Below are 26,486 nucleotides of genomic sequence, written 5' to 3' on the forward strand. Positions count from 1 at the left end.
ATGGCCTCGTTGCCATCGTTTCGGATATGAGCGGGAACGGGGCATCGCGACCCGGGTGTCGCGCGGGGCGGTCACTGAGGTGTTGGGGAAACAAGGATCATAAGATGGGCAGAAAGTCAGCCCTGACGCCGGAGCAATGGGCCGAGGTTGAGCGTCGACATCTTGTCGATGGGGAGTCGATCAATTCACTCGCCAAAGAGTTCAGGGTCAACGAAGCAACGATTCGGAAGAAAATAAATCCGAATAAATCCGAACAGGAAAAATCGGGCAAACCCTTGCAGGTGTTGGCTTTCGAGAAGATCGAGGCCGAAAAGACCGTCAAGGATATTTCCGAACATATCGCCGCCCTCCCGATGGTGCGGCAATCGACGTTCAACAGCCTGGTAACGAAGCTGACGAACATCAGCGGGCATATCGCATCGGCGGCGGAATACGGGGCGGCGACCGCCCATCGGCTAAGCGCCCTCGCCCATGCCGAGGTCGAAAAGATCGACGACGCGGCCCCTCTGTCCAGTGGCGAGAGTCTCCGTGGCATTGCTGCGCTGACATCGCTCGCCAACGAATCGGGAAAGATCGCACTGAATCTGCTGGCTGCCAACAAGGACAAGCCGATCGGCGCAGAGGAAAAGCCGACCATGACGCTGGATGATTTCTATGGGGGCTCCAAGCCTTAACCCTGTCCTCCGAGAATTTTGGATGACGCCGGCTCGCAATCGCGTGCTGTACGGCGGTCGGTCCAGTTCGAAGTCATGGGACGCCGCGGGGTTCGCGATCTTCCTCGCGCAGCAGATGAAGCTGAAGTTTCTCTGCACACGTCAGTTCCAGAACCGGATCGAGGATTCGGTCTATACGCTCCTGAAGATCCAGATTGATCGGTTTGGCCTGCAGTCGAAGTTCCGCATCCTCGATAACAAGATCATCTGCACGGCGACGGGCAGTGAGTTCGTCTTCTATGGATTGTGGCGCCAGATCGACGAAGTGAAGTCGATCGAATCGATCGATATCCACTGGTCGGAAGAGGCGCACCTGTTGACCGAGGCGCAATGGAAGGTTCTTGAGCCGACCATTCGCAAGCAGGGGTCGCAGCACTGGCTGATCTTTAACCCGCGCCTCGCAACGGATTTTGTCTATAAGCGGTTCGTGCTGAATCCGCCGCCTCGCACGGTTAAGCGGCTGATCAATTACAACGAAAACCCATTCCTCTCGCAGACGATGCGGGGCGTCATCGAGGCTGCAAAGGCTGAGGACGAAGACGAGTTCGCGCACATCTACCTCGGTCAGCCGAAAGACGACGACGACGACGCAATCATCAAGCGGTCGTGGATCATGGCCGCCGTGGATGCGCACAAGGCGCTTGGCTTCGGCCCGTCCGGTGCAAAGCGGATCGGGTTCGACGTCGCGGACTCTGGTGCCGACAAGTGCGCCAACGTGTTCGCGCATGGCTCTGTCGTGTCTTGGGCCGACGAGTGGAAGGCTGGCGAGGATGAGCTTTTGAAGTCCTGCACTCGTGTCTGGAATGCTGCGCGAGAACGGCAAGCCTCCGTCACTTACGACTCGATCGGAGTGGGCGCCGGGTGTGGCGCGAAGTTCAACGAACTAAACGGACAGAACGTCCCCCGCATCGACCATCGGAAGTTCAATGCGGGCGCGGGCGTATTCCGGCCCGAGTCTGATTACAAGACTGGCACGAAGAACAGGGATATGTTCCTGAACTTGAAGGCCCAGGCGTGGTGGATGGTCGGAGACCGCTTTCGCAATACGTACAACGCCGTCCGCAGGGGCGAGAAATTCGCCGAGGATGAATTGATCAGCCTTTCTGGCGACACGCCATATCTCGAGCGGCTGATCGACGAACTGTCGACTCCAAAGCGCGATTACGACAACAACGGGAAGGTGAAGGTCGAGAGCAAGAAAGACCTCGCTAAACGCGAAGTGCCTTCCCCCAACCTTGCTGATGCTTTCGTGATGGCATTCGCGCCCGGCGTCACGCCAATGCAAATCTCCGACGAAGCCCTTTACTAGCAGACCCATGTTCAATCTCAAATCCTGGCGCGCAAAGCCGAAGGCTACGGAAGTGGCCAAGACTGAGCCGCAGATGATGAGGATCAGCGACATGGCTCTGCTGGCGGGGCGGCCGGCTGAATTGCCTGCGGCGTCACCGTTCACGCTCCCGAAAGCTGCGCCTGGCGTCATCCCGGAAAAGGCCAAGCTAGCGTGTGACTCGTTGATGGCATCGAACTATGCCTACGCGACGAATGCGGCGCTCAGCGAGGGGCTTACTTTCCTCGGCTATCCGTATCTTGCGGAGCTGACGCAGCGCCCCGAATACCGGCGTCCTGCTGAGATCCTCGCGAAGGAGATGACCCGCGCATGGATCAAGCTGCAATGCGTCGGCGACGAAGACAAGACGGAGAAGCTAAAGGAGATCGAGGCCGAGATGAAGCGCCTCGGTGTCCAGGCTGCGTTTCAGCAGGCGACGGAGCAGGATGGCTACTTTGGGCGCTCACAGATCTATATCGACACCGGGTATTCGGATGATCTGGTCGAGCTGAAGACGCCGCTCGCACTGTCGCCAAAGAAGATCGCGAAGAAGCCGATCAAAGCGCTGACGGTCATCGAGCCGATCTGGACGTACCCAAACCAGTACAACAGCGTCGACCCGCTCAAACCCGATTACTTCAAGCCGACGCACTGGTTCGTGCTCGGCAAGGAAGTGCATGAAAGCCGCCTACTGACGTTCGTGAGCCGCCCGGTTCCGGACATGCTGAAGCCGGCGTATTTGTTCGGCGGATTGAGTCTGTCGCAGATCGCCAAGCCCTACGTCGACAACTGGCTGCGCACGCGTCAGTCGGTGTCTGACCTGATCGCGAATTTCAGCACGTCGGGCATCAAGACAAACATGAGCGCCGTGCTGAATGGCGGCGGCGGCGAAGAGATTCGAAAGCGGGCACAGCTCTACAACAACTACCGCAGAAATAGCGGGTTGTTGATGATGGACAAGGAAACGGAAGAGTTCTTCCAATTCAACGTCCCGCTGTCCGGCCTTGACCATCTTCAAGCGCAATCGCAGGAACATCAGGCCGCAGTGACGGGTATTCCGCTCGTCATCCTGTTGGGGATCACTCCAACAGGCCTGAATGCATCCAGTGAAGGCGAGCTACAAACGTTCCGGGCGTGGATTCTCGCTCAGCAAGAGGCGCTGTACACGCCCCTGCTCTCGCGGCTCATCAACATCATTCAGCTTTCGCTCTACGGCGAGATCGACTCGGATATTGGGTTCCGTTATCTGCCGCTCGAGCCGCTGAACGAGCTTGACCAGGCAAACGCCCGCAAGACGGAAGTTGACGCAGACGTGGAGTTGATCGGCGCGGGGATCATCACGCCGCAAGAGGCGCGGGTTCGTCTGGCGTCTCAGGAGGATGGCCCGTACTCCGGGCTGGATCTGACGGACGATCTGCCGGAGATCCCGCTACCGACGTCCGGGCCAGAAGCGAGCGCGGCGAAGGAGAGTGGGCGCGAAGAAGGTCAAGAGGGAACCGATGAATAGCAAGTGGATCGTCACTCAAGAGTCTGAGCACTTCGTCTTCTTTGCTGCGCGCAACTCCGATTTTCGCCTCGATGACTTCGAAGACATCGAAGGCGATGCAAGCATGCGTCAGATTATTCAAGTTGAAAAATTTGGCTCCTGTGGCTCGGACGGGACGTGGGATCAAATGCTCGTTGTGTGTCGGAAAATTCGAGCCGACTAGCCATACCTGATAGCCCGGATTCTTTTGATCATTTCGAGCAGCTCCAATTCCATCGCATCGAAGCGAGGCTTCCCCGCACTGTCTATCAGCCCGTTCTTCAACGTGAACATGTCTAGCTCGGTATCGAGCAGGTCAGACAGGTTGAAGCGGGCTGAATAGGCATCGTCCGGCCCGACATAGACCACGACGCGCTGCGGCAACTCGTGATCATAGCCGACGTAATCGACCTCAATTTCTTCTTTCACGTTCGCTCCCTGAAATGCCGATAGCCCAAGACGCGAAGATGCCGAAGCGGCGCGCGGTTGGGCTGGTTTCACCTACTGGCAAGGAAATCGTCTTACGTCCCGTCGTGCCGAATGTCGGAATCGAAGCCGCCTACAAAAAAGCGCTCGACCGCATGGTGGACGAGATGCACAAATCCCTCCTGTATTGGCTCACCGCTCAGTATCGCGCAAATCCGCCGTCAATGGCGGGCGATGCCGGGATAGAGTCGTTCCGAGACGGCAGCCCCGCAAATGCGATGCGCCGGGCGATTCACCGCATGTCGCGGCGATGGCTTAAGGCGTTCGACAAGGGCTCTGAGGATCTGGCTGCGTACTTCGCAGAAAAGACAGCCAGTTCTTCGGATGCGCAACTGAAAGCGATTCTCAAGAAGGCTGGCTTCACGGTCGAATTCAAGGCGAATGAGGCGATCAACAACGCCATGCAGGCGTCGATTGGCGAGAACGTATCGCTCATCAGAAGCATTGCGTCCGAACACCTCACGCAAGTGGAAGGTTCGGTGATGCGCGCCATGACCTCGGGGCGCGACCTCAAGACGCTGACCGATGAGCTGATCGAGCGACATGCGGTGACGCGCAAGCGTGCCGCGATGATCGCGCGTGACCAGAGTAACAAGATGACCGCGGTCATCACTCGGGCGCGACAGCAGGAGCTCGGCATCACGCACGCGAGATGGCGGCATTCGGGCGCAGGCAAGCATCCCCGCCCGTCTCACCTAGAGGCCGGCCGCGATGACGGTGGGAAGGGTCGGCTGTATGAGGTTGACAAAGGCTGTTTGATCGATGGCGAATACATCCGCCCGGGCGAGCTAATCAACTGCCGATGTACGTGCCGCTCCGTCATACCAGGTTACAACGACTAACCGACGCCCGGCGGCGAGGACAGAAGTGCATTAGGTAGAGTAAAATAAACGAGCCCCTGAAGTGCTACCAACACGACAGGGGCTCTAACCACACCATTACCTATTGCGGAGGTAAGCGGCATGGCTGACGCCATTGTATCTCAAGATCGACCCATCATTAAACGTGCTGCAGCGCAAGCTTCGGGGCTAAAACGGTACTTCACCGGGAAGCCCTGCAAGCATGGCCATGTCGCAGAGCGGCAGGTGAGCGACAAGCAGTGTTTGGATTGCAAGAGGGCTTATAAGCAATCGCCAGAAGGCAAGGCGGTTTCAGCGGCATGGATGCGCGCTTGGCGAGAAAGAAATCCCGAAAAAAACAAGGCGACGCGCCGAGTTTGGTATGAAAAAAATGCTGAACGCGTACGCGCTAAAGGGCGATCATATCGAAGGGCGTGGTATGCGAAAAATCAGCTCAAAGCCAAGGCCAGCGTCGCCGAATATCGGCGCTTGAATAGAGACTCCGTCCGAGCGGCCTTGCGCAACAATAAGGCGAGGCGCAAAGGCGCAGAAGGTCGGCACACAAAACACGACATCGCCGCTTTGATGAAGACGCAGAGATCGAGGTGCGCTCACCCGTGGTGCAAAAGAAGTTTGAAGGCCGCATATCATATAGACCACGTCATGCCGATTGCGCTGGGTGGTTCAAATGATCGTTTTAATCTTCAGTTGCTTTGCCCGACTTGCAATCTTCGCAAGCGCGCCAAACACCCGATAGACTTTGCTCAGGAAAACGGCCTGCTGCTATAAAGCGCGCGCCGATTCATAACAAGCCACCCTTCGCGGTGGCTTTTTTTCATTTCAAGCCATGAAGAATGACGGTTTGGCATTCGACCGGGCATCGGTGCGGACGATTGATCAAGACGGTCGGATGCATATTGCGGTCTCGAATTTGAGCAAGGCGACTGTTAACCCGTACCAAGGAAGCGAAATTCCTGACGGAGAGGCCTTGGGTCTTGACCCGAGCAAAATTTATATGCTCCTTCGTGATCCGGGAGAATTGGAGAAGGCCTCCGGAACTTTCAACAACATCCCGCTGATCGACGCGTTCGATCAGACCGGAAAAGAGCACATCCCGGTATTCGCAGACGACCCGCACAAGGAAATCGTCGTCGGCAGCACCGGCACGGATGCCGCATTCAAAGCCCCCTACCTGCAAAACAGCTTGGTCGTCTGGGACGCGAACTCAATCGCCGGCATCGAAAGCGATGAGCGCAAGGAGATTTCTTGCGCCTACCACTACCGGGCTGACATGACGCCCGGAACCTATCAAGGCACTCCGTATGACGGGGTGATGCGTGACATCCGCGGCAATCACGTAGCCCTAGTAGCTGTTGGCCGCGCTGGCCCCGACGTCGTCGTAGGCGACTCACAACTGGAGATTGAACACATGAAGAAGCCCCTTTCTCGGCGGGCCGTTCTGGCGAAGGGGGCTCTCGTTGCCCTGAAGCCGAAGCTGGCTGCTGATGCAAATCTGGATGTTAATGCGCTCGTCGCTGGCATCACCGCCGCGAACTGGAAGGCCAAGAAAGCCGATCTGATCGCAGCGATCAAGCCGAAGCTCGCGGCAGATGCGGATATCGGCGACATCGCCCAACTGCTCGACGCGCTCGATGGCGACAAGGCGGATGACGATGTGGCAGTGGACGAAGATCCCGCTGCGCCGACTCCGGCACCGGCCGAAGACGCCGATCCGATCGACGAAGTGATCGCCATGCTGAAAGGCAAGCTCAGCGACGAGGACTGCCAAGCAATCGAGCAAAAGCTGCACGGTCTGAAGCTGGCTGGCGACGAAGACCCGGACCCGGCGATGGATACGCCGCCGCCGACCCCTGGCACGCCTGCCCCGCCCACCACGTCGAACGAGAAGAAAGACGGCGTGAGCAAGCCTGCGATGGATGCGGCGATCAAGGCAGCCGTCAAGGTCGCGGAAGACGCCGCGATCAAGCGCGTGATTGCGATCGCAGATGCCAAGGCGGCGGTTAAGCCGTATGTCGGCGAGCTGGCTATCGCCGCAGATAGCGCGGAAGGCGTCTACAAGGCTGCACTCGACGTTCTCGGTGTGAGCGTCGAAGGCGTCCACCCGAGCGCATACCGCGCAATCCTCCAAGCCCAAAAGAAGCCGGGTGAAGTCGCTGCCCCGCGCATCGCTGCCGACTCGCGTCCGCAAGGCTTCTCCGAGCGTTTCCCGAACGCCCAAATCCGCAAAGTCTAAGGAGCGAGCATGTTTCCTTCGCAAGTCAACGTAGTTCCGGCAGTGGGGGTTGCGGGCGATTTCGCCTCGGTGAACCCGCGTGTGTCGGTAGTGAATGGCCCCGGCGCGTTCGTCGCGGGCACCAATGGCGTTCTGATCGGCCGCTTCGCATGGGCTGACGCGAACAACCTCACGGTCAGCAACGCTGGCACGGGTGGCGCTCCGACCGGCTTCGTCGCGCGCGCTCAACAGGGTCTCATCACGCAGTTCCTGCAAGAGTCGTCCATGCAGATCCCGGCTGGCCTGCCGGTCACCCTTTACAGCACGGGCGACTACTGGGTCAAGAACGATGGTGCATCGGCATCGGCGATCAACGGTGTCGCGTACGCAAACAACGCAACCGGTCAGGTTCAGTTCGGCGCGAACTGGACGAGCGCAGCGGTCACAGGCTCGATTGCCACGAACACCGTCACGGGTTCGATTTCCGGCACGACGTTGACGGTAACGGCTGTTACGAGCGGCACGCTGGCAGTCGGTCAGACGATCAGCGGCACGGGCGTGACGGCCGGCACGACCATCACGGCACTCGGCACGGGCACGGGCGGTACCGGCACCTATACGGTGAGCGTATCGCAGACCGTTGCCAGCACCACGATCACGGCATCGGGCGGCACGCTGACGGTGACGGCAGTGAGTTCGGGCGCACTCGCCATCGGCAACACGCTGACCGGCACCGGCATCACGGCGGGCACGACCGTTACCGGCTTCCTCTCGGGTAACGGCGGTACCGGCACGTATCTGGTGAGCATCGGCCAAACGGCCGCATCGACCGCAGTTACGGTCGTTACGGGTGTCCAGACGAAATGGATTGCGCTGTCGGTTGGCGCTCCGGGCGAGCTGGTCAAGATGTCTTCGTACCTCCTCGGCTAACAAGGGGCATTAACACATGCAACGCAATCAAGACCTCGCAGTATTCGAGCGCGAGTGGGGCATCACCTTCCCCGGCTCGGTCGACTTCATCAAGCCGGAATGGAAGTCGGATTTCGGCCTCGCAATGGATGCGCAGCCGTCGCTTATCACGACGGCCAACAGCGGCATCCCGTCGTTCCTGACGACATTCGTTGATCCGGACATCCTCCAGATCCTCACGGCGAAGAACGCCGCAGCGGAGATCCTCGGCGAAGTCCGCAAGGGTTCGTTCGTCGATGCCGTCGCGATGTTCCCGGTCGTGGAGCATACCGGTGAAGTGTCGAGCTACGGCGACTTCTCGGCAGACGGTCGCTCGAGCGCAAACACGAACTTCCCGCAGCGCGAAGCATATCTGTACCAGACCGTCATCGAGTACGGCGAACTGGAAATGGAGCGCGCCGGCCTCGCGAAGATCGGCTGGGCGGCTGAGCTGAAGGCATCGGCAACGATCAACCTGAACAAGTTCCAGAACCTGACGTACTTCTACGGCGTACAGGGTCTCCAGAACTACGGCCTGCTCAACGATCCGTCGCTGTCGGCTCCGATCGCTCCGGCGACGAAGGCTGCGGGTGGCGTGAAGTGGTGGAACGGCACGGCGCTGAATGCCACGGCTAACGAAGTGTTCGCCGACATTCAGGCGCTATTCGTGCAGCTCGTCAACCAGTCGAGCGGCAATGTCGACCAGGATTCGGAACTCGTGCTCTCGATGTCCCCGAAGTCGCGCTCGGCGCTGACCGCAACGAACCAGTACAACGTCAACGTCGAAGACCTCTTGAAGAAGAACTTCAAGAATCTGACGGTCAAGACGGCGATCCAGTACGGCGCGCTGTCGGCATCGAACCCGCAAGGTTCGGCGGCTGGTGAAGTCGTGCAACTGATCGCGGCGAAGGTCGAAGGTCAGGATACCGGCTATTGCGCCTTCAACGAGAAGATGCGCGCCGGCGCAGTCGTCCGCGACCTGTCGAGCTTCAAGCAAAAGATGGCGCAAGGCTCTTTCGGTGCCGTCATCCGCCAGCCGTTCGCAATTTCGCAGATGCTCGGCGTCTGACCAAGCAGCAATCCAGCGACCGTCTCCCTGGCGGTCTTCACAAAGGGCGCCCATCGTGGCGCCCTTTCTTTTTCCCGATAAGAAAGTTACTGGAGAGTACTCATGGCTTCCGTTACTGTCGGCTGCAAATTGCCGCATGGCCTCACGATGCGCGTATTCGATATGGTCGAAACGCAAGAGCCCGTCATGGGCGGCGGGTTCCGCGCCGTCAAGGTTGCACAAGAGCGCCCGCAACGCGTCACGCTGAACGGCTTCTCGCATGCGCAAAACCGCGCGCCGAATTCGCCGATTGTCGAAGGCTTCGCGCTGACCCATGGCGTCGATGCAGAGTTCTGGAGCGCCTGGAAGGCGCAGAACGCCGACTCGGATGTCGTCAAGAACGGCCTGATCTTCGCGCACGAAAAGTCGGTCAACACCGAAGCTGAAGCGAAGGACAAGAAGACACTGCGCTCGGGCCTCGAACGCCTCGACCCGAACAAGCTGCCGAAGGGAATCCAGAAATCCGACCACATGGCGAACTGACATGGCCGCGGTGACGTTTGATTACCCAACGTGGGCGCTCCGTTACCCAGAACTGGCTACCAGCGTCACCTCGCCATTAGCGGGACTGTATTTCGCTGAGGCGACGCTGTACTGCGACAACACGGATTGCAGCGTCATCACCGATCTAAACCAGCGGGCAATGTTGCTGAATATGGCGACGGCGCATATCGCTGCGCTGAATTCCCCGCTGAACGGCCAAGCATCATCGCCGCTCGTCGGGCGCATCACAAACGCATCCGAGGGCAGCGTCTCGGTGCAGACGCAATTCGACGTTCCGCCGGGATCGGCGCAATGGTGGGCGCAAACCAAGTATGGCGCGGCGTTTTATGCCGCGACGGCCCAGTTCCGCGTCATGCAGTACTTCCCCGGCCCCGAGTACATTCCTGATCCGTATCGACCATGGTAGCGGCATTCACTGGTGGCGCTGGCCTCGAGCAGAAACTGCGCGAGATCGCTGAGAAGGTTGGCAAGGCGAACAGTGTTCGCGTCGGCTTTCTGGAGGGGGCGACGTATCCGGATGGGACGCCCGTTCCGCTCGTCGCTGCGCTGAACAACTACGGCACCGAGAATTCCCCGCCCCGCCCTTTTTTCTCGAACATGGTGAGCGAAAACAAGGGAGATTGGCCCCAAGTTCTCGCCAATGTCGCAAAGGCTGCCGATTACGATGCCGAGTTGACACTTGGGCGTATGGGAGAAGTGATTGGCGGCCAGCTTCTTGATGCTATCGCCGATTTCACGACGCCCGGCTTGGCGGACTCCACCATCGCTCGAAAAGGCTTTGCAAAGCCATTGGTCGATAAGGGTGTGATGCAGAACAGCGCATCGTATCAAGTGGATGACGGCGAAAAAGTGAAGGTGGAGCGGACATGAACCTTCACGGCATCGTCTCCGGCGCAATCGGCTCGATCAACCCGCCCGTCCTCGCCACGTTCAAGTCATCGACCGGAACCTACACGACTGGCCCGGATGGTTCGCGCGTGCCCGCGTACAACATCATCGACAACGTTCCGATCCAGGTGCAGGCCCTTACCGCCGCCGAAATCCGGCACACGGACAACCTGAACATGCAGGGCGTTCTGCGCGCCGTGTACCTCAACGGGGCCGCCAATGGCATCGTACGAAAGTACGGGGAAGGCGGCGATCTGCTGATCTTCGGCGGGAACACATGGCTGGCGACGACGGTACTCGAGCAGTGGGACTCTTGGGTTAAAATTGCAGTAACACTTCAATTGGATTGAACGCATGAGTGTGTGCAAGAAATGCTCCCTAGAAAAGCCCGATTCAGAGTTTGGCAAATCATCTAGAGGGCGTCTCAAAGGGTCATGCAAGGAATGCGAAAGCGAATATCAAAAGGCTTACTACCTAGCCAATAGGGAGAAGGTTCTTGCTAGAACATCAGTAACAAGCAAGAACTGGCGGCTCAACAACAAAGAGCGTGCATCTGAGGCAAACAAGCAATATCGGATTGACAATGCCGAAAGGATTTCTTCCCGCAAGAAAGAGCTGAGGTCGCAAAACAAGGAAAAAGAATCCGAGTACGCGCGCCAGTATTACGCGAAAAACCGCGACAAAAGACTCGAAAATAGCCGGACGTGGCACGCCGAAAACAAAGAAAAGATTTACGAGCGCAAAAAATTGTGGGGCAAAGAGAACCCGCACATTCGCGCTGAATATGCAATGCGGAGACACGCAAGAAAGTTGCAGGCCACCCCATCATGGGCTGATATTGATGAAATTCGAGAGTTTTACAGGGATGCTGCGCGGCTGACTCTCGAAACAGGCTACAAGTGGGAGGTAGACCATATTGTCCCGCTTCAAGGGAAATTAGTCTCTGGTTTGCATAATCAATTCAATCTTCGCGTGATCCCGAAAAGCGATAACGCGGCCAAACACAACCGATGGCATCCATGATGCCGTGACTCTGCAACTGGACTGATATGGCGACCGTCAGCATCTCCGAGTCGAACGTACTGACGGCACTGCGCACGTTCATCCTGTCGCTCGTCACATGCGAAGTGATACGCGGCCTTGGTAATCGCGCCGCGATGCCGGCCGGCGACTTTATCGCTATGACGCCGATCATGGCCCCGCCGCTCGCGACCAACGTCTCGACCTACAGCGATATTCCCGGCGCTGGTACGCAGAACATCAAGCGCTCGACGCAGATCAATATCCAACTCGACTGTTACGACGTATCCGCGGCGGAGAACGCCACGATCATCAGTACCCTGCTCCGATCCGAATACGCGTGCAACAGCTTCGCCGCTTCAGGGTTCGATATCCAGCCGCTCTATGCCGAAGACCCGAAGCAGATGCCGATTGTCAACGCTGAATCGCAATGGCAGGAGCGATGGACTTTCGCCGCAGTGCTCCAGTTCAATCCGGTCATCGCCGTGCCGCAAGACTTCGCGACGACCCTGAACGCAAATCTCGTCAACGTAGAAGCGACGTACAAGCCGTAACTCCTTCTCCTCCACATCAAGGCCCGCCACTGAGCGGGCTTTTTTGTTTCTGAGCCGCCATCGCGCGGCTTTTTTCATTTCTGGAGCAAAAATTGTCCATTCCAGCCAGCGCGATTGTTAGCGTAAATCCGGGCGTTATCAGCGCAGGCGGCAATGCGCTTGTACTCAATGGCCTCATGCTGACGGCCAACGCGGCGATTCCCATCGGCACGGTTCAGCCGTTCTCGAATCAGCCTGCCGTCGCCAACTTCTTCGGCGCGACCTCGGCCGAAGCGCAGCTTGCGCAGAACTACTTCAGTGGCTACGACAACAGCACGCTCAAGCCGGGCAATCTGCTGTTCTCGCAATACCCGACCTCGGCTGTCGCAGGCTATCTGCGCGGCGGTTCGGTTGCGGCTCTAACACTGACGCAAATTCAAGGTCTGACCGGCACGCTGACGGTGACGGTTGATGGCACCACGGCCACGTCCAGCACGATCAACCTGTCGGCTGCAACGAGCTATTCGAACGCGGCCACGATCATTCAAGCCGGCTTCACATCGCCCAACTTCAACGTTGGCTACGACAGCCAGCGCGCGGCCTTTACGTTCACGTCGAAATCTGCGGGCGCGGGTGCAGTCGTGACTGGCTCAATCGCGACGACCACGCTTACCGTGTCGGCAGTGACGTCGGGCACGCTGCGCGTCGGCCAGACCATCTCCGGCACCGGCATCACCGCTGGCACCACGATTACCGCACTTGGTACGGGTACGGGCGGCGTCGGCACATACACGGTCAGCGCTTCGCAGACTGTCTCGAGCACGACGGTTTCCGCAGCGCCCTCGTCGGTCAGTTACGCGACCGGCACGTTGTCGGCAAGCCTGAACCTCACGTCGGCTACGGCAGCGGTGCTGTCGGCTGGCGCAGAAGCCGCGACGCCCGCTGGCGCAATGAACGCGATCACCGCGATCACGCAGAACTGGGCGGCGTTCATGACCGTGTTCGAGCCGGTTCTCGCGGATAAGGTCAGTTTTGACGTCTGGACGGCTGGCACGAACAACCGCTACGCCTATATCGCGTGGGATACCGATCCGAACGCCATCGTCGCGAACAACACGACTTCGTTCGGCGCGCAGGTCATCGCCAACTCGTACTCCGGTTCGGTGCCGATCGGCGGTAACGCAGCAGTCGCAACGGCGGCAGGCTCGACGCTCGCCGCGATGCTGCCGCCGATCGCAGCGTTCGCGCTTGGCTCGATTGCATCGATCGACTTCACGCGCACGAACGGCCGCATCACGTTTGCCTTCAAGTCGCAATCGGGACTCGCGCCTGTTGTGACCGATCAGACGACGGCGGCCACGCTGATTGCGAACGGCTACAACTTCTATGGTCAGTACGCGACGGCCAATCAGGGGTTCGCGTTCTTCTACAACGGCTCGGTCGGCGGCAAGTTCAGTTGGCTCGATGAGTACATCAACGAGATCTGGATGACGAACCAGCTCCAGCTCGCAATGCTGAACCTGCTCGCGAACGTCCCGTCGATCCCGTACAACTCCGCCGGTTACGCGATGGTGGCTGCGGCATGTAACGACCCAATTGCCCAAGCCGTCAACTTCGGTGCGATTCGTGCAGGAGTCTCCCTGTCGGCTTCGCAGATTGCGCAGGTCAACAACCTCGCGGGCGTGGCGGTCGATTCGATTCTCTCGACGCGCGGCTGGTATCTGCAAATCAAAGATCCCGGCGCACAAGTCCGCGGCATGCGCCAATCGCCCAGCATGACCCTCCTTTACATGGACGGCGGCGCGGTGCAGCAGCTCAACCTCGCGTCAGTTGTCGTGCAGTAACCCTCGTCCCGTCTAGCAAACCCCGCTTCGAGCGGGGTTTTTCATTTGGAGCATTGAATGTCCACGATTACCTCGGCTAACGCCGTCTACATGCTGGCGGTGACGGGCCTGTTTCCGGTGCCGCAGCGACTCGAAGGATTCGCGGCCGACGACGTGTTCGACACCGAAGCCCTGACCGTCGCAGAAGTCGTGATGGGCGTCGACGGCAGGCTGTCCGCAGGCTACACGCCGGTTCCGGTCAAGCAAAACATCTCCCTGCAAGCCGACAGCCCGTCGATCCAGTTGTTCGAAACGTGGTACCTCGCGCAAAAGGCGGCCAAGGAAGTCTACTTCTGCTCAGGCATCGTTCGACTGCCAAGCGTCGGCCGTTCGTATGTGCTCACCAATGGCGTCCTGACGAGCTACCCGTCGATCTCGGATGCGAAGAAGACCCTCCAGCCACGTAAATTTTCGGTCACATGGGAAAGCGTGACGGGCGCGCCGATCTAAGGACTGACACATGGCACGCAAATCCATCACGTTCACGGTCGCTGACGATAACCGTGACAAGGCCAAGGTCTTCGTCTTGACCGAAATGCCCGCATCCAAGGCCGAACGGTGGGCGCTTCGCGCGCTCTCCGCACTGGCTGCGTCGGGCATGGAAATCCCTGATGACGTCGCCAGTTCCGGCCTCGCTGGCGTCGCTCGCATGGGCCTGCAAGCGTTCGGCGGTCTGGAATGGGACAAGGCCGAGCCGCTGATTGCTGAGATGTTCGAGTGCATCACGATCATCCCCGATCCGAGCAAGCCGAACGTCACACGCGCACTGATCGAGGACGACATCGAGGAAGTCGCTACGCGCCTGAAACTGCGCATCGAAATCTTCAAGTTGCACGTCGATTTTTTTACCGCCGTCAGCCCCTCGATCTCGGCTTAGGGGGTGCTGATAGCAGCGTTCGATTGGCCGATTACGTCAATGTCCCCAAGTCCATCGGCTTCGTCGTGTCGAAGGGTCTGGCGAAGCTGCACGAACTCGATAGCGTGTACGGCTCCGAGGACTTGTGGGACTTGATCGAAGTCGCCGTAGTTGACGCGCACAACGAACGCATACTTGCTGAGAAGGTGGATTAGCGTGGCTGATGTCAGCGCGAACATTTTCTACGTGTACCGTCACTCCAGAAATGATACGGGTTCCGTGTTTTACATCGGAAAGGGCAAAGAGAATCGCGCCTATCAAGCGGATCGCGGACGTAACAATCACTGGCGCAACATCGTGCGCAAAGCTAACGGGTTTTCCGTTGACTTCATCATCAATGGCATATCCGAAGAGTTATCGCACCTCGTAGAAATTGAGGCTATAGATTGCTATCGTCGGCGCGGGATTTCTCTCGCAAATATCACAAATGGAGGCGAAGGGGTTTCTGGTCTCCGCCACTCCGAAGAGACGAAGGCTGTTATCAGGGAAAAGCGGAAACGCCAGAATGTCGTTTTCAGCCAAGAAACAAGAGAGAAGATCGCGGCCGCACAACGCGGAAAGAGTCGCGGGCCAAATCCCGAGCATAGCGCCCGTCTTACTGGGCGAAAGCTTTCCGATGAGCATAAGGCAAAAATCGGAGCCGCCCATACGGGCATGAAGCGCAGTGAAGAGGCGCGCGCCGCTATGTCCGCAGCGCAGCGCGGGCATCCAGTCAGTGAGGCAGCACGCGCAAATATGTCTGCGGCGCACAAAGGCAAAATTCATCCGGAAAGCGTCAAAGAAAAGATGCGAGAAAGTCAGCGCTTGCGGTGGGCAAAGATAAAGGAGGCGAAGTGTGGCCACGATTATTGATGCGCTCCTAGTCACACTTTCGCTTGACTCCAAGGGCTTTAAGCAAGGGTCTGCCGACGCTGAAAAATCGCTGAAGCAGACCAGCGAGGCGTCGAACAAGGCCGCGAAGGAGATCGAGGCCAACGGCCGGAAAGCCGCGCAATTCTTCGGCGCGATCAAGGTCGAGGCCCTGTCTCTGCTCGCCATCTTCACCGCGGGGATGGGCCTGACGGAATTTGCCTCGAAGACGATCGCGTCCGCGCAGCAGCTTCAAAACCTTTCAAGCAATCTTCAGCAATCGGCAAGCGAAGTCAAGGCGTGGGAGGGTGTATTCACTCGTGCCGGCGGATCGGCTCAGGATGCGACGGCACTCTTTTCGCGCGCTGCTGACGAGATCGGCAAGCTGAAGTCGGGGCAAGGCGTCGGCCAGGCCCTGCAAGCCATCGGCATGTCGGGCGGCAATCTCAGTGAGGCGATGAAAGGCCCGCGCGAGATGGTGATGGAGGAGGCGCGGGTACTCGAAAAGCTCAATGCGATCGACCCGCTGCTGGCTCGCTCGCGCGCCCAGATGATGGGCTTGAGTGACGCGCAATTCAGCGTCATGAAGCAGGGCCCGGCAGCGCTTGAGGCGCAGGTCGCGGCGCAAGAAAAGCTCAACGGCCTGAATGATGCGCAGATCAAAAAGCTCGCCCAAGTGCAGGCGATGTGGCAGGACTTCAAGACCGGCCTGGAGGGAGTTGCTACATCAATCATCGGAGACCTTGCCCCGGTACTCGAAGCAGTATCGACTTGGGCCGCTAAGCATGGGCCGGCAATCGGTGCGGCAATAATTGCAATCGGTGCGGCCATTGTCGCCGCAATGACGCCCGCTGCTGTTGCTACGCTGGCTGCAACGTGGCCCGTGCTCGCATTGGCGGCGGCCATCGCAACCGCCGCTGCCGGCATAGGCTACCTGTACGAGCAATGGACGACATTCACGAACGGCGGCAAGACCTCGTTCGATAGCCTGTTCCGATTCCTGCAAGACACGTGGAAAGCGATCAAATCGCTGTTCTTCGGCAATGCCTCTGAGATTCGCGCGGCATGGAAGAAGCTGTTCGGCGACATTGGGGATATGTGGGATGACCTCATCCACGCATTCACCAAGGCCGGCCCCGCAATCCTGCAAGCGTTCAAGAGCGGCCTCGCATCCGCCTTCGATTGGGCCAAGGGACGCGTGAAAGCGATCTGGAATGCGATCACGGGCGGCAAGGATGAGAATGCTCAGGAGGCGTCGCCCGCCCCTGCCAAGGCCGCACCCTCGACCGTCGCAGCTGTTAAACAGGCCGTCAGCAATGCTGCGAATGGAGCTGCCGACTCCGCTTTTGGCGCTCTGATCTCGAAGGGCGAAGGCGACTATGACAGCGTGAACCGCGGCGCAAAACACGGGTACAAGGCTGGCAAGGAAAACCTTGCGGGCATGACGATCAGCGAAGTAATGGCGCATCAAGACGCCGGAGACTTCAAGGCGGCTGGGCGTTATCAGGTCATGCCGGAAAACCTCAAGGCTGCTGCAAAGGCGCTGGGGCTGAGTGGCGGCGAAAAGTTCGATAAGGCCACGCAAGACCGGGTATTCGAGCAATACCTGCTGAAGAACAAGCGCAAGGCCATCGGCGACTATCTGAGCGGCCAGAGCAACGATCTTCATGCGGCAATGAAGGCGGCGGCGAAGGAATGGGCGAGCGTCGCCGATCCCGATACCGGCAAGAGCTATTACGCGGGCGTCGGTAATAACAAGGCGTCGATCTCTGTCGATCAACTGGCCTCGGCACTTCAAAGCGCACGCGCATCGCAATCTGGCCGCGGGAACTCAACCAGCTCAAGCGAAGTGAATATCCAGCAGGTCACGATCCAGACGCAGGCGACAGACGCGCAGGGCATGGCGAAGGATGCGCAAGCCGCATTCCAGAAGCATCCGCTGATCGTGCCGCAGGCCAACTTAGGGCTGACGTAAGGTGCCAAATATCCTGTTTCCCAATGTCCCGAATGTTGCGGGCGTTCCTGCATTGCTGAGGAACGTCTCCAACATCGGGACGGCGGTTGCTGGCGCGCTCGCCGTTGTCAACAAGTACGGTTCGCTGTCGAATTTCCTCGCGCCGAAATGGGGGATTTTCCAAGCGGATGACCTAACGCCGGTCGCGATTGCCGACTCGGTTGTTTCGGTCGACTACCACCAAGACAGCCGGATTTCCGACTTTCCGGTTGAGGCCGGTTCGTTCGGCTCGTACAACAAGGTGGCGACGCCCTACGATGCCCGCGTGCGGCTTTCGTGTGGGTCTGATCCGGCTACGCGGGCCGCGTTTTTGCGCGACATCGAACTGGCAGTTTCGTCCACGACCCTGTACCACGTCGTCACGCCAGACAAGACGTATCTCAGTGCAAACATCGTCGCCTACGACTACCGGCGCGAGCAGCACGCGGGCGCAGGGCTGATTGTTGCCGACATCATCCTGCGCGAAGTCCGGCAGATCGCCCTTTCGATGTACTCGAACAGCAACGCGATCAGTGCTGACAAGGCCGCATATCCAAGCAGCGTGAGTCCGTACAGCTTCGGGCAAGTGCAAGCAGCGGCGCCGACCACGACTCAATCCGCACTGTTCGGGCCGACAACCTCGATTCTCTAGCCATGCTCGTCATCCCCCTGTCGGCAACGCCTTCGCAGACATTGAATGTCCTGCTTGCGTCGCAGCAATGCAAGATCAATGTGTACGCGAAAACGACGGGCGTGTTTCTCGACCTGTACGTGAAAGACGCGCCGATCATGACGACCGTTATCTGCCGGGATCGCGTCAAGCTTGTTCGTCAGGCGTATCTCGGCTTCACCGGTGATCTCGTATTCATTGATACGCAAGGCTTGACTGATCCCGTCTATACCGGATTTGGCAGTCGATACCTGCTGATCTATCTCGAAGCGACCGATCTATGAGCTTCACAAAGAAACGGATCGACGTAACGATAAAGCTAGGGAAAGGCCAGTTTGGCGAGGACGGAGTTAATGACACTGTGACCCTGACGGGGCATCGGACAATCGTCAATATCTCAGCCCCCGGCGGAGGCTCGATGGGGGCGCTGCAAATGCGCATGTACGGCCTGACGCCCGACCTCATGAACAAGCTGACGACCATCGGGCCAATCAATGCAACGGTAGTCAAGAACTCAGTCTACGTTTCCGCGGGCGACGAAACTGGCATGAGCCAGATCTACGCCGGAACGATCAGCGAGGCATGGGGTGACTTTCAACCCCCGCCCGACGTGTCATTCAACATCGTTGCATTGTGCGGGTTGATTGAGGCGGTTAAGCCGATCCCGCCCGTCAGTTACAAAGGCCCGACCGATGCCGCAACGATCATGGCGAGCATCGCTAAGACGATGGGCGTCGCGTTTGAGAACAATGGCGTAACGGCTCAGATTCACGATCCGTATTACCCGGGCACGGCGTGGCAGCAGGCGCAGACATGCTCAATGGCGGGCGACTTTCGCATGGTGCTGGATCGCGGGACGCTGGCGATCTGGCCAAAGAGTGGCGCGCGCGGCGGTGGCATCCCGCTTATCTCGCCTGCAACGGGACTTGTTGGTTACCCAGCGTTTTCCAGCAAAAACCTAACCATCACTTGCACGTTTAACCCGAACATCATCCCGGGCGGCCAGATTGATGTGCAGAGCAGCATCACGATGGCGCGCGGGCGCATGAATGTCGTCGGTGTTTCGCACGCGATTGAGAGCGAGCGGCCTGGTGGGGCATGGTTCACGCGTATTGAATGCTTTCCGGCGACCTCAACCGGCACAACGTAATGACGATCGAAAACGGCTACAAGGGAACGCAAGATCCCGCCTCTAGCACGTCCGATTTCAACGCGCACTCGTTCCTGATCCGCCAAATCCTGAACCAGATCAGCACGGCGACGCTGGTGCAGGTCAAGGCAGTCACGAATAACGGCGGCATCTCGCCGGTCGGCTTCGTGGACGTGCTGCCGCTGGTGAATCAACTGGACGGCTACAACAACGCCGTGCCGCATGGCGTCGTGCATAACGTGCCGTACTTTCGCCTCCAAGGCGGCGGCAACGCCGTCATCATCGACCCACAGGTCGGAGACATTGGCATCTGCGTGTTTGCTGACCGCGATATCTCTTCGGTGAAGGCGAACAAGGCGCAGGCCAATCCGGGATCCAAGCGCAGGTTCGACATGGCAGATGCCCTATACATAGGTGGGGTGCTTAATGGCACGCCGACACAGTACGTCGCGTTCGCGGCCGGGGGCATTACGGTTAGTTCGCCTACCAAGGTGACGATTTCCGCGCCCACGGTCGAAGTGGACGCGCCGTCAATCATCCTGAATGGCTCGCTTCAGCAGGGTCAAGGGTCGAACGGCGGTAACGCAACGATCGGCGGCACGCTCACGGCAACCGTGGATGTGGTCGGCGGCGGCAAGAGCCTGAAATCGCACGTTCATAGCGATCCGCAGGGCGGCAACACGGGGGTGCCGGTTTGAGAGTAAAATAGCAACTGCTGCGGATAGGAGGCATCCGACAAACCGGCGTCACTCACCGGCTTCCGCAGCCCCTCAACGAGTGCGTATGGAGTGATACGGTGAGCAAACAACTGACGGCCGCAAGAGCCAGAGAATTAATCGACTACGACCCGGAGACGGGCGAGTTTAGGTGGAAGGCAACGCGAGGCAGGGCAAAAGAAGGCGAATTGGCAGCACGTCGCACCGCAGATGGAAGGGCGCTGCTCAGGCTCGATGGCGCGCTGTTCCAGGCCGCTCACATTGCCTGGCTTATGTCCTATGAGAGTCTTCCGGCTGGTGAGCTGCATTATCGAAATGGCCTGCGATATGATTGTCGCATTGACAATCTAATTGAGCCGTCTTCATATAGCAGCGAATTGACGGCCGAAATTGCACGAGAATTGCTGGCATACGACCAAGAAACTGGTGAGTTTCGCTGGAGATTGGGGCGAGGCCACATTAAAGCTGGAGACATTGCGGGGCATCTTCAAGAATACAAGGGCGGAAAGTTCTACAGGGTTATCCGCATTCTTGACTCGCTCCATCTTGCGCATCGCATCGGCTGGCTGATCGCCACTGGCAAATTCCCAGAGGGGGATTTGGATCACAAGGATGGCGACTCTCTCAACAACCGATTTCTAAATTTGCGAGATTCAACGCATTCGCAGAACATGCAGAACACCGTTAGGCGCTCCGACAATAAGTCGGGATTCAAGGGCGTCAGTTGGGATGCGGCGAATAGCAAATGGGTCGCCAGAATTCGGATTCCCGGAGGAAAATACAAGAATCTCGGCAGATTCCTAGACCCAGAAGATGCGCATCGCGCATATTGCTCCGCAGCCAATGAGTTATTCGGGGAATTCGCCAGATACGCATAGCGAATCAATGCCTCACATAAGCCCGCTTCGGCGGGCTTTTTTATGGGCAAATGAAATTGAAAACACTCCTGCTTGACCGAACATACAACGACCTCGTCCTCGATGCCAACGGCAACATTGCGCTAGCCGATGAGCCGTACAGCATCGCGCAAGACTGCGCATCGGCGGTGCGCACGTTTCTCGGCGAGGCGATCTACGACACTTCCCTCGGCATCCCCTATTTCGACCAAGTGCTCGGCCAATGGCCTCCCGTCTCGCTCATTCAAAGCCTGATCGAACAGCAAGCGCTGACTGTTCCTGACGTAGTGCAGGCCAAGTGCGTCATCACTGATTTCTCGAATCGAACAGTCACCGGGACGATTGAAGTCATCGATACGACCGGCCAGGCGCACAACGTAACCTTCTAGGCGGATTCATGGCAGTAACCAACGTTCCGAGCGTAGTGTTCGGCGCGACGGGCGTCGTTTTGCCTGCCGAAGCCGATGTTCTGACCGGCGTTCAGTCGGATATCAATCAGGCTTTTGGCGGCGGCGTCAATCCGGCCTTGAACACGCCGCAAGGTCAGTTATCGCAATCGCTCACGGCAATCATTGGTGACAAGAACAACCAGATCGCCGAAGTCGCCAATCAGGTCAACCCGGACTACGCCGATGGCCGCTGGCAGGATGCGATCGGGCGCATCTACTTCATCGACCGCAACCCCGCCGAGGCGACCGCCATCAATGTGACGTGCGTTGGCCTGTCTGGCACGGTGATCCCGGTTGGCGCAAAAGTGTCAGATGCTAACGGCAACATTTACGCCTGCACCGCAGCAGGCACGATCCCGACTGGCGGCTCAATCTCGCTGCAATTCGCCTGCGCGGTGTATGGGCCGACCGCCGTACCGGCTACGGTGTCGATCTATCAAACTGTCGTCGGATGGGATACGGCGACGATCACTGGCGGCACCGTCGGGAGCAATGTCGAAAGCCGCGCCGACTTCGAGTATCGCCGAAGGAATTCTGTTGCACTGAATGGCAAGGGCTCTCTGCCCTCGATCTATGCCAACGTCTTCGCCGTATCGGGCGTGCTCGATGTCTATGTCGCGGAGAACACGACAAACGCACCTATCACGGTCGGTTCTTCGAATTATTCACTGGCTCCGCATTCGATCTATGTTGCAGCGGTGGGCGGCACTGCCGCGAATATCGCACAAGCGATCTGGCTCAAGAAAGACGTGGGCGCGGATTACAACGGCAATACGTCCGTCGTCGTGACCGATACGAGCGGATACAACATCCCCTACCCGACGTACACGGTCAAATATCAGGTTCCAGCCTCGCTTCCGATCCTGTTTGCGGTGCAGATTGCCAATAACTCGGCGCTGCCGTCGAACATCGTCGCGCTCGTGCAGAACGCGATCATCTCGGCATTCTCGGGTGGAGACGGCGGCCCGCGTGCGCGTATCGGTTCGACCATCTTCGCCAGCCGATTCTATAGTCCCGTCGCGGCCATTGGCATGAATGTCTCGATCCTGTCGATCCTGATCGGAACCTCGTCAGCGACGCTTGCCTCGCTGACTGTCGGCATCGATCAATCTCCGACTGTTACGGCGGCAAACATCTCCGTCACGTTGGTGTAGTGCGCCACACACTCAAGCAATCCTATATAATTTACATGTCAGCATCTCGTTGAGTATAGGGTGATCATGAGCATTCAAAAGCCTAGGAAGCCGCTAACGGAAGAGCAAAAAGCCCGACGCAAAGAGTACAAAAAAGCGTGGAATGCAGCGAACAAGGAAAAGGTTGCCGCGTACAACCGAGAATGGATAGAAAAAAATCCAGATCGAGCCAGGGAATCAAGGCGGCTGTGGGCGGTCAAAAATCCAGAGAAAATTTCGGAAAAAGATAGTAAGTATCGCGCAAATAACGCTGAAAAACTCCGAGAACTGTCAAAAACAAATTACGAAAAAAATAAAGAAGCGCTCTCCCTGTATTATCAAGAGAGATATGTGTTTCATAGAGATGAAATTTTGGAGAGAAACGCCGCATGGAGATCCGCAAACCCAGAGAAGGCGCGGCTTTTTTGTATAAATAGGCGAGCGCGTCTGAGGGCTCAGAATGGAAAACTGTCGTCTGGCATAATTGACCGATTGATGGAATTGCAAAGAGGGAAATGCATTGTATGTAAGGTTTGCCTAAGAAAGTCCGGGCATCATCTTGATCATATTGAGCCACTCTCAAAGGGTGGAGTGAACTCAGATGAAAACATGCAATTGCTGTGCCCGACCTGCAATCGCAAAAAATCTTCGAAAGATCCAATTAAGTTTATGCAAAGTCATGGGCTTTTATTGTGATAAATATAGAACAGACTATACTTAGTCAATACGCCAACTCGTCAACGATAGTTCAACTCATTCGCAATATGAATGAGTACATCGACCCAAGCCAGAATATTAATGATTTTTTTGATTCCGTCTGGAACATCGATACGGCGGTCGGCTTTGGCTTGGACATCTGGGGGAAGATCGTCGGCGTTGGCCGCAATCTGACGATTCCGGCTGGCGCGGCGAACTTCGGGTTTAAAGAAGGGCTGAACTATCAACCATTCGGGCAAGCACCGTTTTATAACGGAACGGTCGCGGCGAGCACATATACGCTGACCGATTCGGCTTACCGAAAGCTGATCCTTGTCAAAGCGCTGGCGAACATCTCGCAATGCACAGCGCGAAGCTTGAATCAACTGCTGCAAAACCTGTTCTCGACGCGTGGTCGCTGCTACGTGATTGATGGCGGCGGGATGACGATGCGGTTTGTTTTTGAGTTCGCATTGCTGCCGTATGAAATCGCAATCTTGACGCAATCCAGTGCAGTTCCTCGTCCGGCCGCGGTGAATGCGAAGGTGGTGCAGTTCGATTCGCCGACAACCTTCGGATTTCAGGAGCAGGGCATTGGCCCGGTGAATCCGATCCCCCCCCCCCAGATCTACCGCAACGACTGGCAAGGCAACCAGTTGCTGTATGCGACGCCGAGAACGAACGCGTTGAAGCAAAGTGGCGCACTGTTCAATAGCCCATGGATTTCCGGTTCTGCCGGCTACATGGGGGCAGTCACATCGTCAACGGACATTGCGGCACCGGATGGCTCTGCCTCGCCTGTTTCGAAGGTGACAATAACGGCGAGTTCGAATTTGTGTGTGCGTCAAAGCGGGCTTTCTGTTGCGGCAGGTCAGCAGGTCGTCAGTGCATGGATGTATGTGCCATCGGGGCAGCCCGGCGTATCCAATTTCCGTTTTGCGGTCGATTGGAACGACACGGACGTTGGCGCTCTCAACGTTTATTCCACGTTTGACCGGTGGGTAAGGGTGATCAGCGTCGCAACGCTGACAGCCACGAGAACGCAGGTTGATTTTGACATCACGCAGTCGTCTGGAAATCTGCCGATCGGCACGGTTTTTTATCTCGACTTCGCACAAACGGAGCCGGGTTCGACGCCTACCAGCTACATCCCCACCACCACCGCTGCGGTGACGGTGACGGATTATGTGCTGTCGGGAGGCGTAGTCACTCTTCCGGTTCCTCTGCCATCAGGAGCATCGCTCAACTGGACTGGAAGTTACTTCAGTCAAGTCCAGAACAAGAACATCGCCGTCTCGAACCTCGGATTTGGGGCTGGCACCGGCGCACAATCCATCTATGCGCTTAGCGGTCTATTTTCTGGCGCCTCGCCACAAAACTTCGGACACGGCGTTTTCTTCAATCAATCGACTGGCCTGCTAAACGCGGCCTGATCAACATCCCCGCATCACGCAAGCCCGCCTCGAGCGGGCTTTTTTGCGTCCATAGGATACACATGCAAGCCTCGAATATCCCGTCGAAGGTTCCGCTTCCGTTCGCCAATAGCGGCACGAAAAACGCGATTCCGACCGCATCGCAGATCGGCGTTACGCCGGGCGCAGCCTCGCTGACCGACGGATTCCCGCCGCTGACGATGACGCCCCTTGCGTCGGGCGGCGTTCCGCCTGCCGGCGCCGACTTCAACGGCATCCTGAACCTGATCACCGCGATCCAGCAATGGCAGTCGGCGGGCGGTAACTTCAAGTACGACTCCGCGTTCTCGACGTCGGTTGGCGGTTACCCGAAAGGTGCCGTGCTGGTCAATTCGACCAATGACGGCATGTGGTTCAACCTGGCCGACAACAACACGACCAACCCGGACGCGACGGACGGCAGCGCGGCGAACTGGGCACCGATCGATGCCTATGGCGCGACGTCGCTTGCCCTCACAAATGCCAACGTCACACTGACGCCAGCGCAGTTTTCGAAGCCGATCATCGTTCTGACCGGCGCGCTGACCGGCAACGTTCAGTTGACGATGCCGAAGCTCGTCGGCACGTGGTATGTCGTCAACAGCACGACTGGCGCGTTCACGGTTTCGATGCTGACGAGCGGCGGGACGTTGATCCAGCTCGCGCAAGGCGGAGCTGCATGGGTACGCGGCGACGGCACAAACGTGCTCAATGACGCCCTCCAAATCGCCCCCGCCACTCAGAGCCAGCATGCGGTGCAGTTGGGGCAGGTAGCGGGCGTTGTCGGCTCGGCGCGCAATCTGGCGATGAGCGTTACGGCGGCAAGCGCCACGGCCACGCTCACGGCCGACGAGATCGTCGTTGAGTCGGCGCTCGGCGGCCTGCGTTACTGTCTCGCGAACTTCAACAAAACCATCAACCTCGCGACGACTGGCGCGGGTGGCATGGATACGGGCAGTGCTCCGGTGAGCGGCTTCGTCGCGCTGTACGCGATCTACAACCCTACGACCGGTGCGAGCGCACTGCTTGCGAGGAACGCGACGAGCGCGGTGCAGCCGAACGTCTATGGCGGGGCAAACATGCCGGCTGGTTATATGGCGAGCGCGCTGGTGTCGGTGTGGCCGACAAATGGGAGCGGACAGCTCGTGGCGGGGTATCAGAATGGGCGGACGTTCTATCCGGTGTCGACTGCGATATTCTCGACTACGACGACAGTAACGTCGTACACGTTATTGAATATTTCCAATGCGGTACCGCCGAATGCGATCAAGTTCGGTGGGATATCTATCGCACAGGCCACGAATCCAACTTCGTCAATTGGCACCTCTCTAGCGGCATCTGCGGCAGGGATTGGCGGCCAGACTTGTCAGGCGGGCGGCTACTCTGGAACGGGACAGACCGATTCACCCTTTACGATCCCACTGATCACGCCGCAGACCATCTATTACACCTTCGTGGCACCGGGTGGAACTTCTCCGTCGCTAACCATTTACTCGTCCTTTTATGAATTTTAAGGAGTGA

The 26,486-nt window shown here is 58.1% G+C and carries 32 protein-coding genes; 31 read left to right on the forward strand and 1 reads right to left on the reverse strand.

The genetic code is table 11. From position 1 onward, the window contains the following. Positions 1-104: 104 nt before the first annotated feature. The 4 genes from KH616_RS04670 to KH616_RS04685 are packed head-to-tail and all read left to right on the forward strand — an operon-like array spanning position 105 to position 3,749. Entirely contained in the window at positions 105-674 is a 570-nt protein-coding gene (locus KH616_RS04670) for a Hin recombinase (protein WP_292237780.1), read from the forward strand. A 22-nt stretch (positions 675-696) separates the two neighbouring features. Beyond that, positions 697-2,022: a PBSX family phage terminase large subunit gene (locus KH616_RS04675; RefSeq protein ID WP_292237781.1), complete on the forward strand. Its 1,326-nt coding sequence runs from the start codon at positions 697-699 to the stop codon at positions 2,020-2,022. A 7-nt stretch (positions 2,023-2,029) separates the two neighbouring features. Further along, complete coding sequence (locus KH616_RS04680; protein ID WP_292237782.1) at positions 2,030-3,547, forward strand: DUF1073 domain-containing protein; 1,518 nt, start codon at positions 2,030-2,032, stop codon at positions 3,545-3,547. Then, positions 3,540-3,749, forward strand: a complete 210-nt coding sequence (locus KH616_RS04685) for a hypothetical protein (RefSeq protein ID WP_292237783.1) — start codon at positions 3,540-3,542, stop codon at positions 3,747-3,749. Before KH616_RS04680 ends, KH616_RS04685 begins: the two co-directional genes overlap by 8 nt. Here the strand turns inward: KH616_RS04685 and KH616_RS04690 are convergent. After that, positions 3,746-3,994 (reverse strand): hypothetical protein, encoded by a 249-nt coding sequence (locus KH616_RS04690; protein ID WP_292237784.1) that lies wholly within the window; start codon positions 3,992-3,994, stop codon positions 3,746-3,748. The genes KH616_RS04685 and KH616_RS04690 overlap by 4 nt on opposite strands. A gap of 14 nt (positions 3,995-4,008) precedes the next feature. Here KH616_RS04690 and KH616_RS04695 point away from each other — a divergent pair, with 14 nt between their 5' ends. From KH616_RS04695 to KH616_RS04825, 27 genes are all read left to right on the forward strand, one after another. Then, positions 4,009-4,893, forward strand: a complete 885-nt coding sequence (locus KH616_RS04695; protein ID WP_292237785.1) for a phage minor head protein — start codon at positions 4,009-4,011, stop codon at positions 4,891-4,893. A gap of 120 nt (positions 4,894-5,013) precedes the next feature. Then, positions 5,014-5,679 carry an HNH endonuclease gene (locus tag KH616_RS04700; RefSeq protein WP_292237786.1) on the forward strand — a complete coding sequence of 222 codons (666 nt, stop codon included), beginning with the start codon at positions 5,014-5,016 and terminating at the stop codon, positions 5,677-5,679. Positions 5,680-5,737: 58 nt separating this feature from the next. After that, on the forward strand, positions 5,738-7,144 hold the full coding sequence (locus KH616_RS04705; RefSeq protein ID WP_292237787.1) for a DUF2213 domain-containing protein: 1,407 nt from the start codon (positions 5,738-5,740) through the stop codon (positions 7,142-7,144). 9 nt (positions 7,145-7,153) lie between these two features. Next, positions 7,154-8,053, forward strand: coding sequence for a hypothetical protein (locus KH616_RS04710; protein ID WP_292237788.1), 900 nt, complete (start codon positions 7,154-7,156; stop codon positions 8,051-8,053). Positions 8,054-8,069: 16 nt separating this feature from the next. Further along, positions 8,070-9,140, forward strand: a complete 1,071-nt coding sequence (locus KH616_RS04715; RefSeq protein ID WP_292237789.1) for a hypothetical protein — start codon at positions 8,070-8,072, stop codon at positions 9,138-9,140. 102 nt (positions 9,141-9,242) lie between these two features. Continuing rightward, complete coding sequence (locus KH616_RS04720) at positions 9,243-9,662, forward strand: hypothetical protein (protein ID WP_292237790.1); 420 nt, start codon at positions 9,243-9,245, stop codon at positions 9,660-9,662. Position 9,663: 1 nt separating this feature from the next. Then, positions 9,664-10,089, forward strand: coding sequence for a DUF4054 domain-containing protein (locus KH616_RS04725; RefSeq protein WP_292237791.1), 426 nt, complete (start codon positions 9,664-9,666; stop codon positions 10,087-10,089). After that, complete coding sequence (locus KH616_RS04730) at positions 10,083-10,553, forward strand: hypothetical protein (protein WP_292237792.1); 471 nt, start codon at positions 10,083-10,085, stop codon at positions 10,551-10,553. Before KH616_RS04725 ends, KH616_RS04730 begins: the two co-directional genes overlap by 7 nt. Further along, entirely contained in the window at positions 10,550-10,921 is a 372-nt protein-coding gene (locus tag KH616_RS04735; protein WP_292237793.1) for a hypothetical protein, read from the forward strand. Before KH616_RS04730 ends, KH616_RS04735 begins: the two co-directional genes overlap by 4 nt. A gap of 4 nt (positions 10,922-10,925) precedes the next feature. After that, positions 10,926-11,594 (forward strand): hypothetical protein, encoded by a 669-nt coding sequence (locus KH616_RS04740; protein WP_292237794.1) that lies wholly within the window; start codon positions 10,926-10,928, stop codon positions 11,592-11,594. Between the two features lie 26 nt (positions 11,595-11,620). Next, the gene (locus KH616_RS04745) at positions 11,621-12,145 is read left to right on the forward strand and encodes a hypothetical protein (protein WP_292237795.1); all 525 of its coding nucleotides are present in this window, start codon (positions 11,621-11,623) and stop codon (positions 12,143-12,145) included. Between the two features lie 92 nt (positions 12,146-12,237). Then, a complete protein-coding gene (locus KH616_RS04750) occupies positions 12,238-13,968 on the forward strand; it encodes a DUF3383 domain-containing protein (RefSeq protein ID WP_292237796.1) in 1,731 nt (576 codons plus the stop codon). A 57-nt stretch (positions 13,969-14,025) separates the two neighbouring features. Next, positions 14,026-14,457, forward strand: coding sequence for a hypothetical protein (locus tag KH616_RS04755; protein WP_292237797.1), 432 nt, complete (start codon positions 14,026-14,028; stop codon positions 14,455-14,457). Positions 14,458-14,467: 10 nt separating this feature from the next. Next, complete coding sequence (locus KH616_RS04760) at positions 14,468-14,884, forward strand: hypothetical protein (protein ID WP_292237798.1); 417 nt, start codon at positions 14,468-14,470, stop codon at positions 14,882-14,884. A gap of 23 nt (positions 14,885-14,907) precedes the next feature. Beyond that, positions 14,908-15,078, forward strand: coding sequence for a transcription elongation factor GreA (locus KH616_RS04765; RefSeq protein ID WP_292237799.1), 171 nt, complete (start codon positions 14,908-14,910; stop codon positions 15,076-15,078). A gap of 1 nt (position 15,079) precedes the next feature. After that, entirely contained in the window at positions 15,080-15,775 is a 696-nt protein-coding gene (locus tag KH616_RS04770; RefSeq protein WP_292237800.1) for an NUMOD3 domain-containing DNA-binding protein, read from the forward strand. Next, positions 15,759-17,747, forward strand: coding sequence for a hypothetical protein (locus tag KH616_RS04775; RefSeq protein WP_292237801.1), 1,989 nt, complete (start codon positions 15,759-15,761; stop codon positions 17,745-17,747). Before KH616_RS04770 ends, KH616_RS04775 begins: the two co-directional genes overlap by 17 nt. A gap of 1 nt (position 17,748) precedes the next feature. Then, positions 17,749-18,417 (forward strand): hypothetical protein, encoded by a 669-nt coding sequence (locus KH616_RS04780; RefSeq protein ID WP_292237802.1) that lies wholly within the window; start codon positions 17,749-17,751, stop codon positions 18,415-18,417. Between the two features lie 2 nt (positions 18,418-18,419). Beyond that, a complete protein-coding gene (locus KH616_RS04785) occupies positions 18,420-18,719 on the forward strand; it encodes a hypothetical protein (protein ID WP_292237803.1) in 300 nt (99 codons plus the stop codon). Then, a complete protein-coding gene (locus KH616_RS04790) occupies positions 18,716-19,585 on the forward strand; it encodes a hypothetical protein (RefSeq protein WP_292237804.1) in 870 nt (289 codons plus the stop codon). Before KH616_RS04785 ends, KH616_RS04790 begins: the two co-directional genes overlap by 4 nt. Beyond that, positions 19,552-20,283: a Gp138 family membrane-puncturing spike protein gene (locus KH616_RS04795; RefSeq protein WP_292237805.1), complete on the forward strand. Its 732-nt coding sequence runs from the start codon at positions 19,552-19,554 to the stop codon at positions 20,281-20,283. Before KH616_RS04790 ends, KH616_RS04795 begins: the two co-directional genes overlap by 34 nt. Positions 20,284-20,381: 98 nt before the next feature. Beyond that, complete coding sequence (locus tag KH616_RS04800; protein ID WP_292237806.1) at positions 20,382-21,179, forward strand: HNH endonuclease; 798 nt, start codon at positions 20,382-20,384, stop codon at positions 21,177-21,179. 56 nt (positions 21,180-21,235) lie between these two features. After that, positions 21,236-21,586: a hypothetical protein gene (locus tag KH616_RS04805; protein WP_292237807.1), complete on the forward strand. Its 351-nt coding sequence runs from the start codon at positions 21,236-21,238 to the stop codon at positions 21,584-21,586. An 8-nt stretch (positions 21,587-21,594) separates the two neighbouring features. Further along, positions 21,595-22,800, forward strand: coding sequence for a baseplate J/gp47 family protein (locus KH616_RS04810; protein WP_292237808.1), 1,206 nt, complete (start codon positions 21,595-21,597; stop codon positions 22,798-22,800). A 66-nt stretch (positions 22,801-22,866) separates the two neighbouring features. Continuing rightward, on the forward strand, positions 22,867-23,514 hold the full coding sequence (locus KH616_RS04815) for an HNH endonuclease signature motif containing protein (RefSeq protein WP_292237809.1): 648 nt from the start codon (positions 22,867-22,869) through the stop codon (positions 23,512-23,514). Next, positions 23,511-24,947 (forward strand): DUF2612 domain-containing protein, encoded by a 1,437-nt coding sequence (locus tag KH616_RS04820; RefSeq protein ID WP_292237810.1) that lies wholly within the window; start codon positions 23,511-23,513, stop codon positions 24,945-24,947. The genes KH616_RS04815 and KH616_RS04820 overlap by 4 nt, the downstream gene beginning before the upstream one ends. Positions 24,948-25,147: 200 nt before the next feature. Further along, the gene (locus KH616_RS04825) at positions 25,148-26,479 is read left to right on the forward strand and encodes a hypothetical protein (RefSeq protein WP_292237811.1); all 1,332 of its coding nucleotides are present in this window, start codon (positions 25,148-25,150) and stop codon (positions 26,477-26,479) included. Positions 26,480-26,486: the final 7 nt, after the last annotated feature.

The organism is Burkholderia sp., assembly GCF_018375725.1.
GTDB lineage: Bacteria > Pseudomonadota > Gammaproteobacteria > Burkholderiales > Burkholderiaceae > Burkholderia.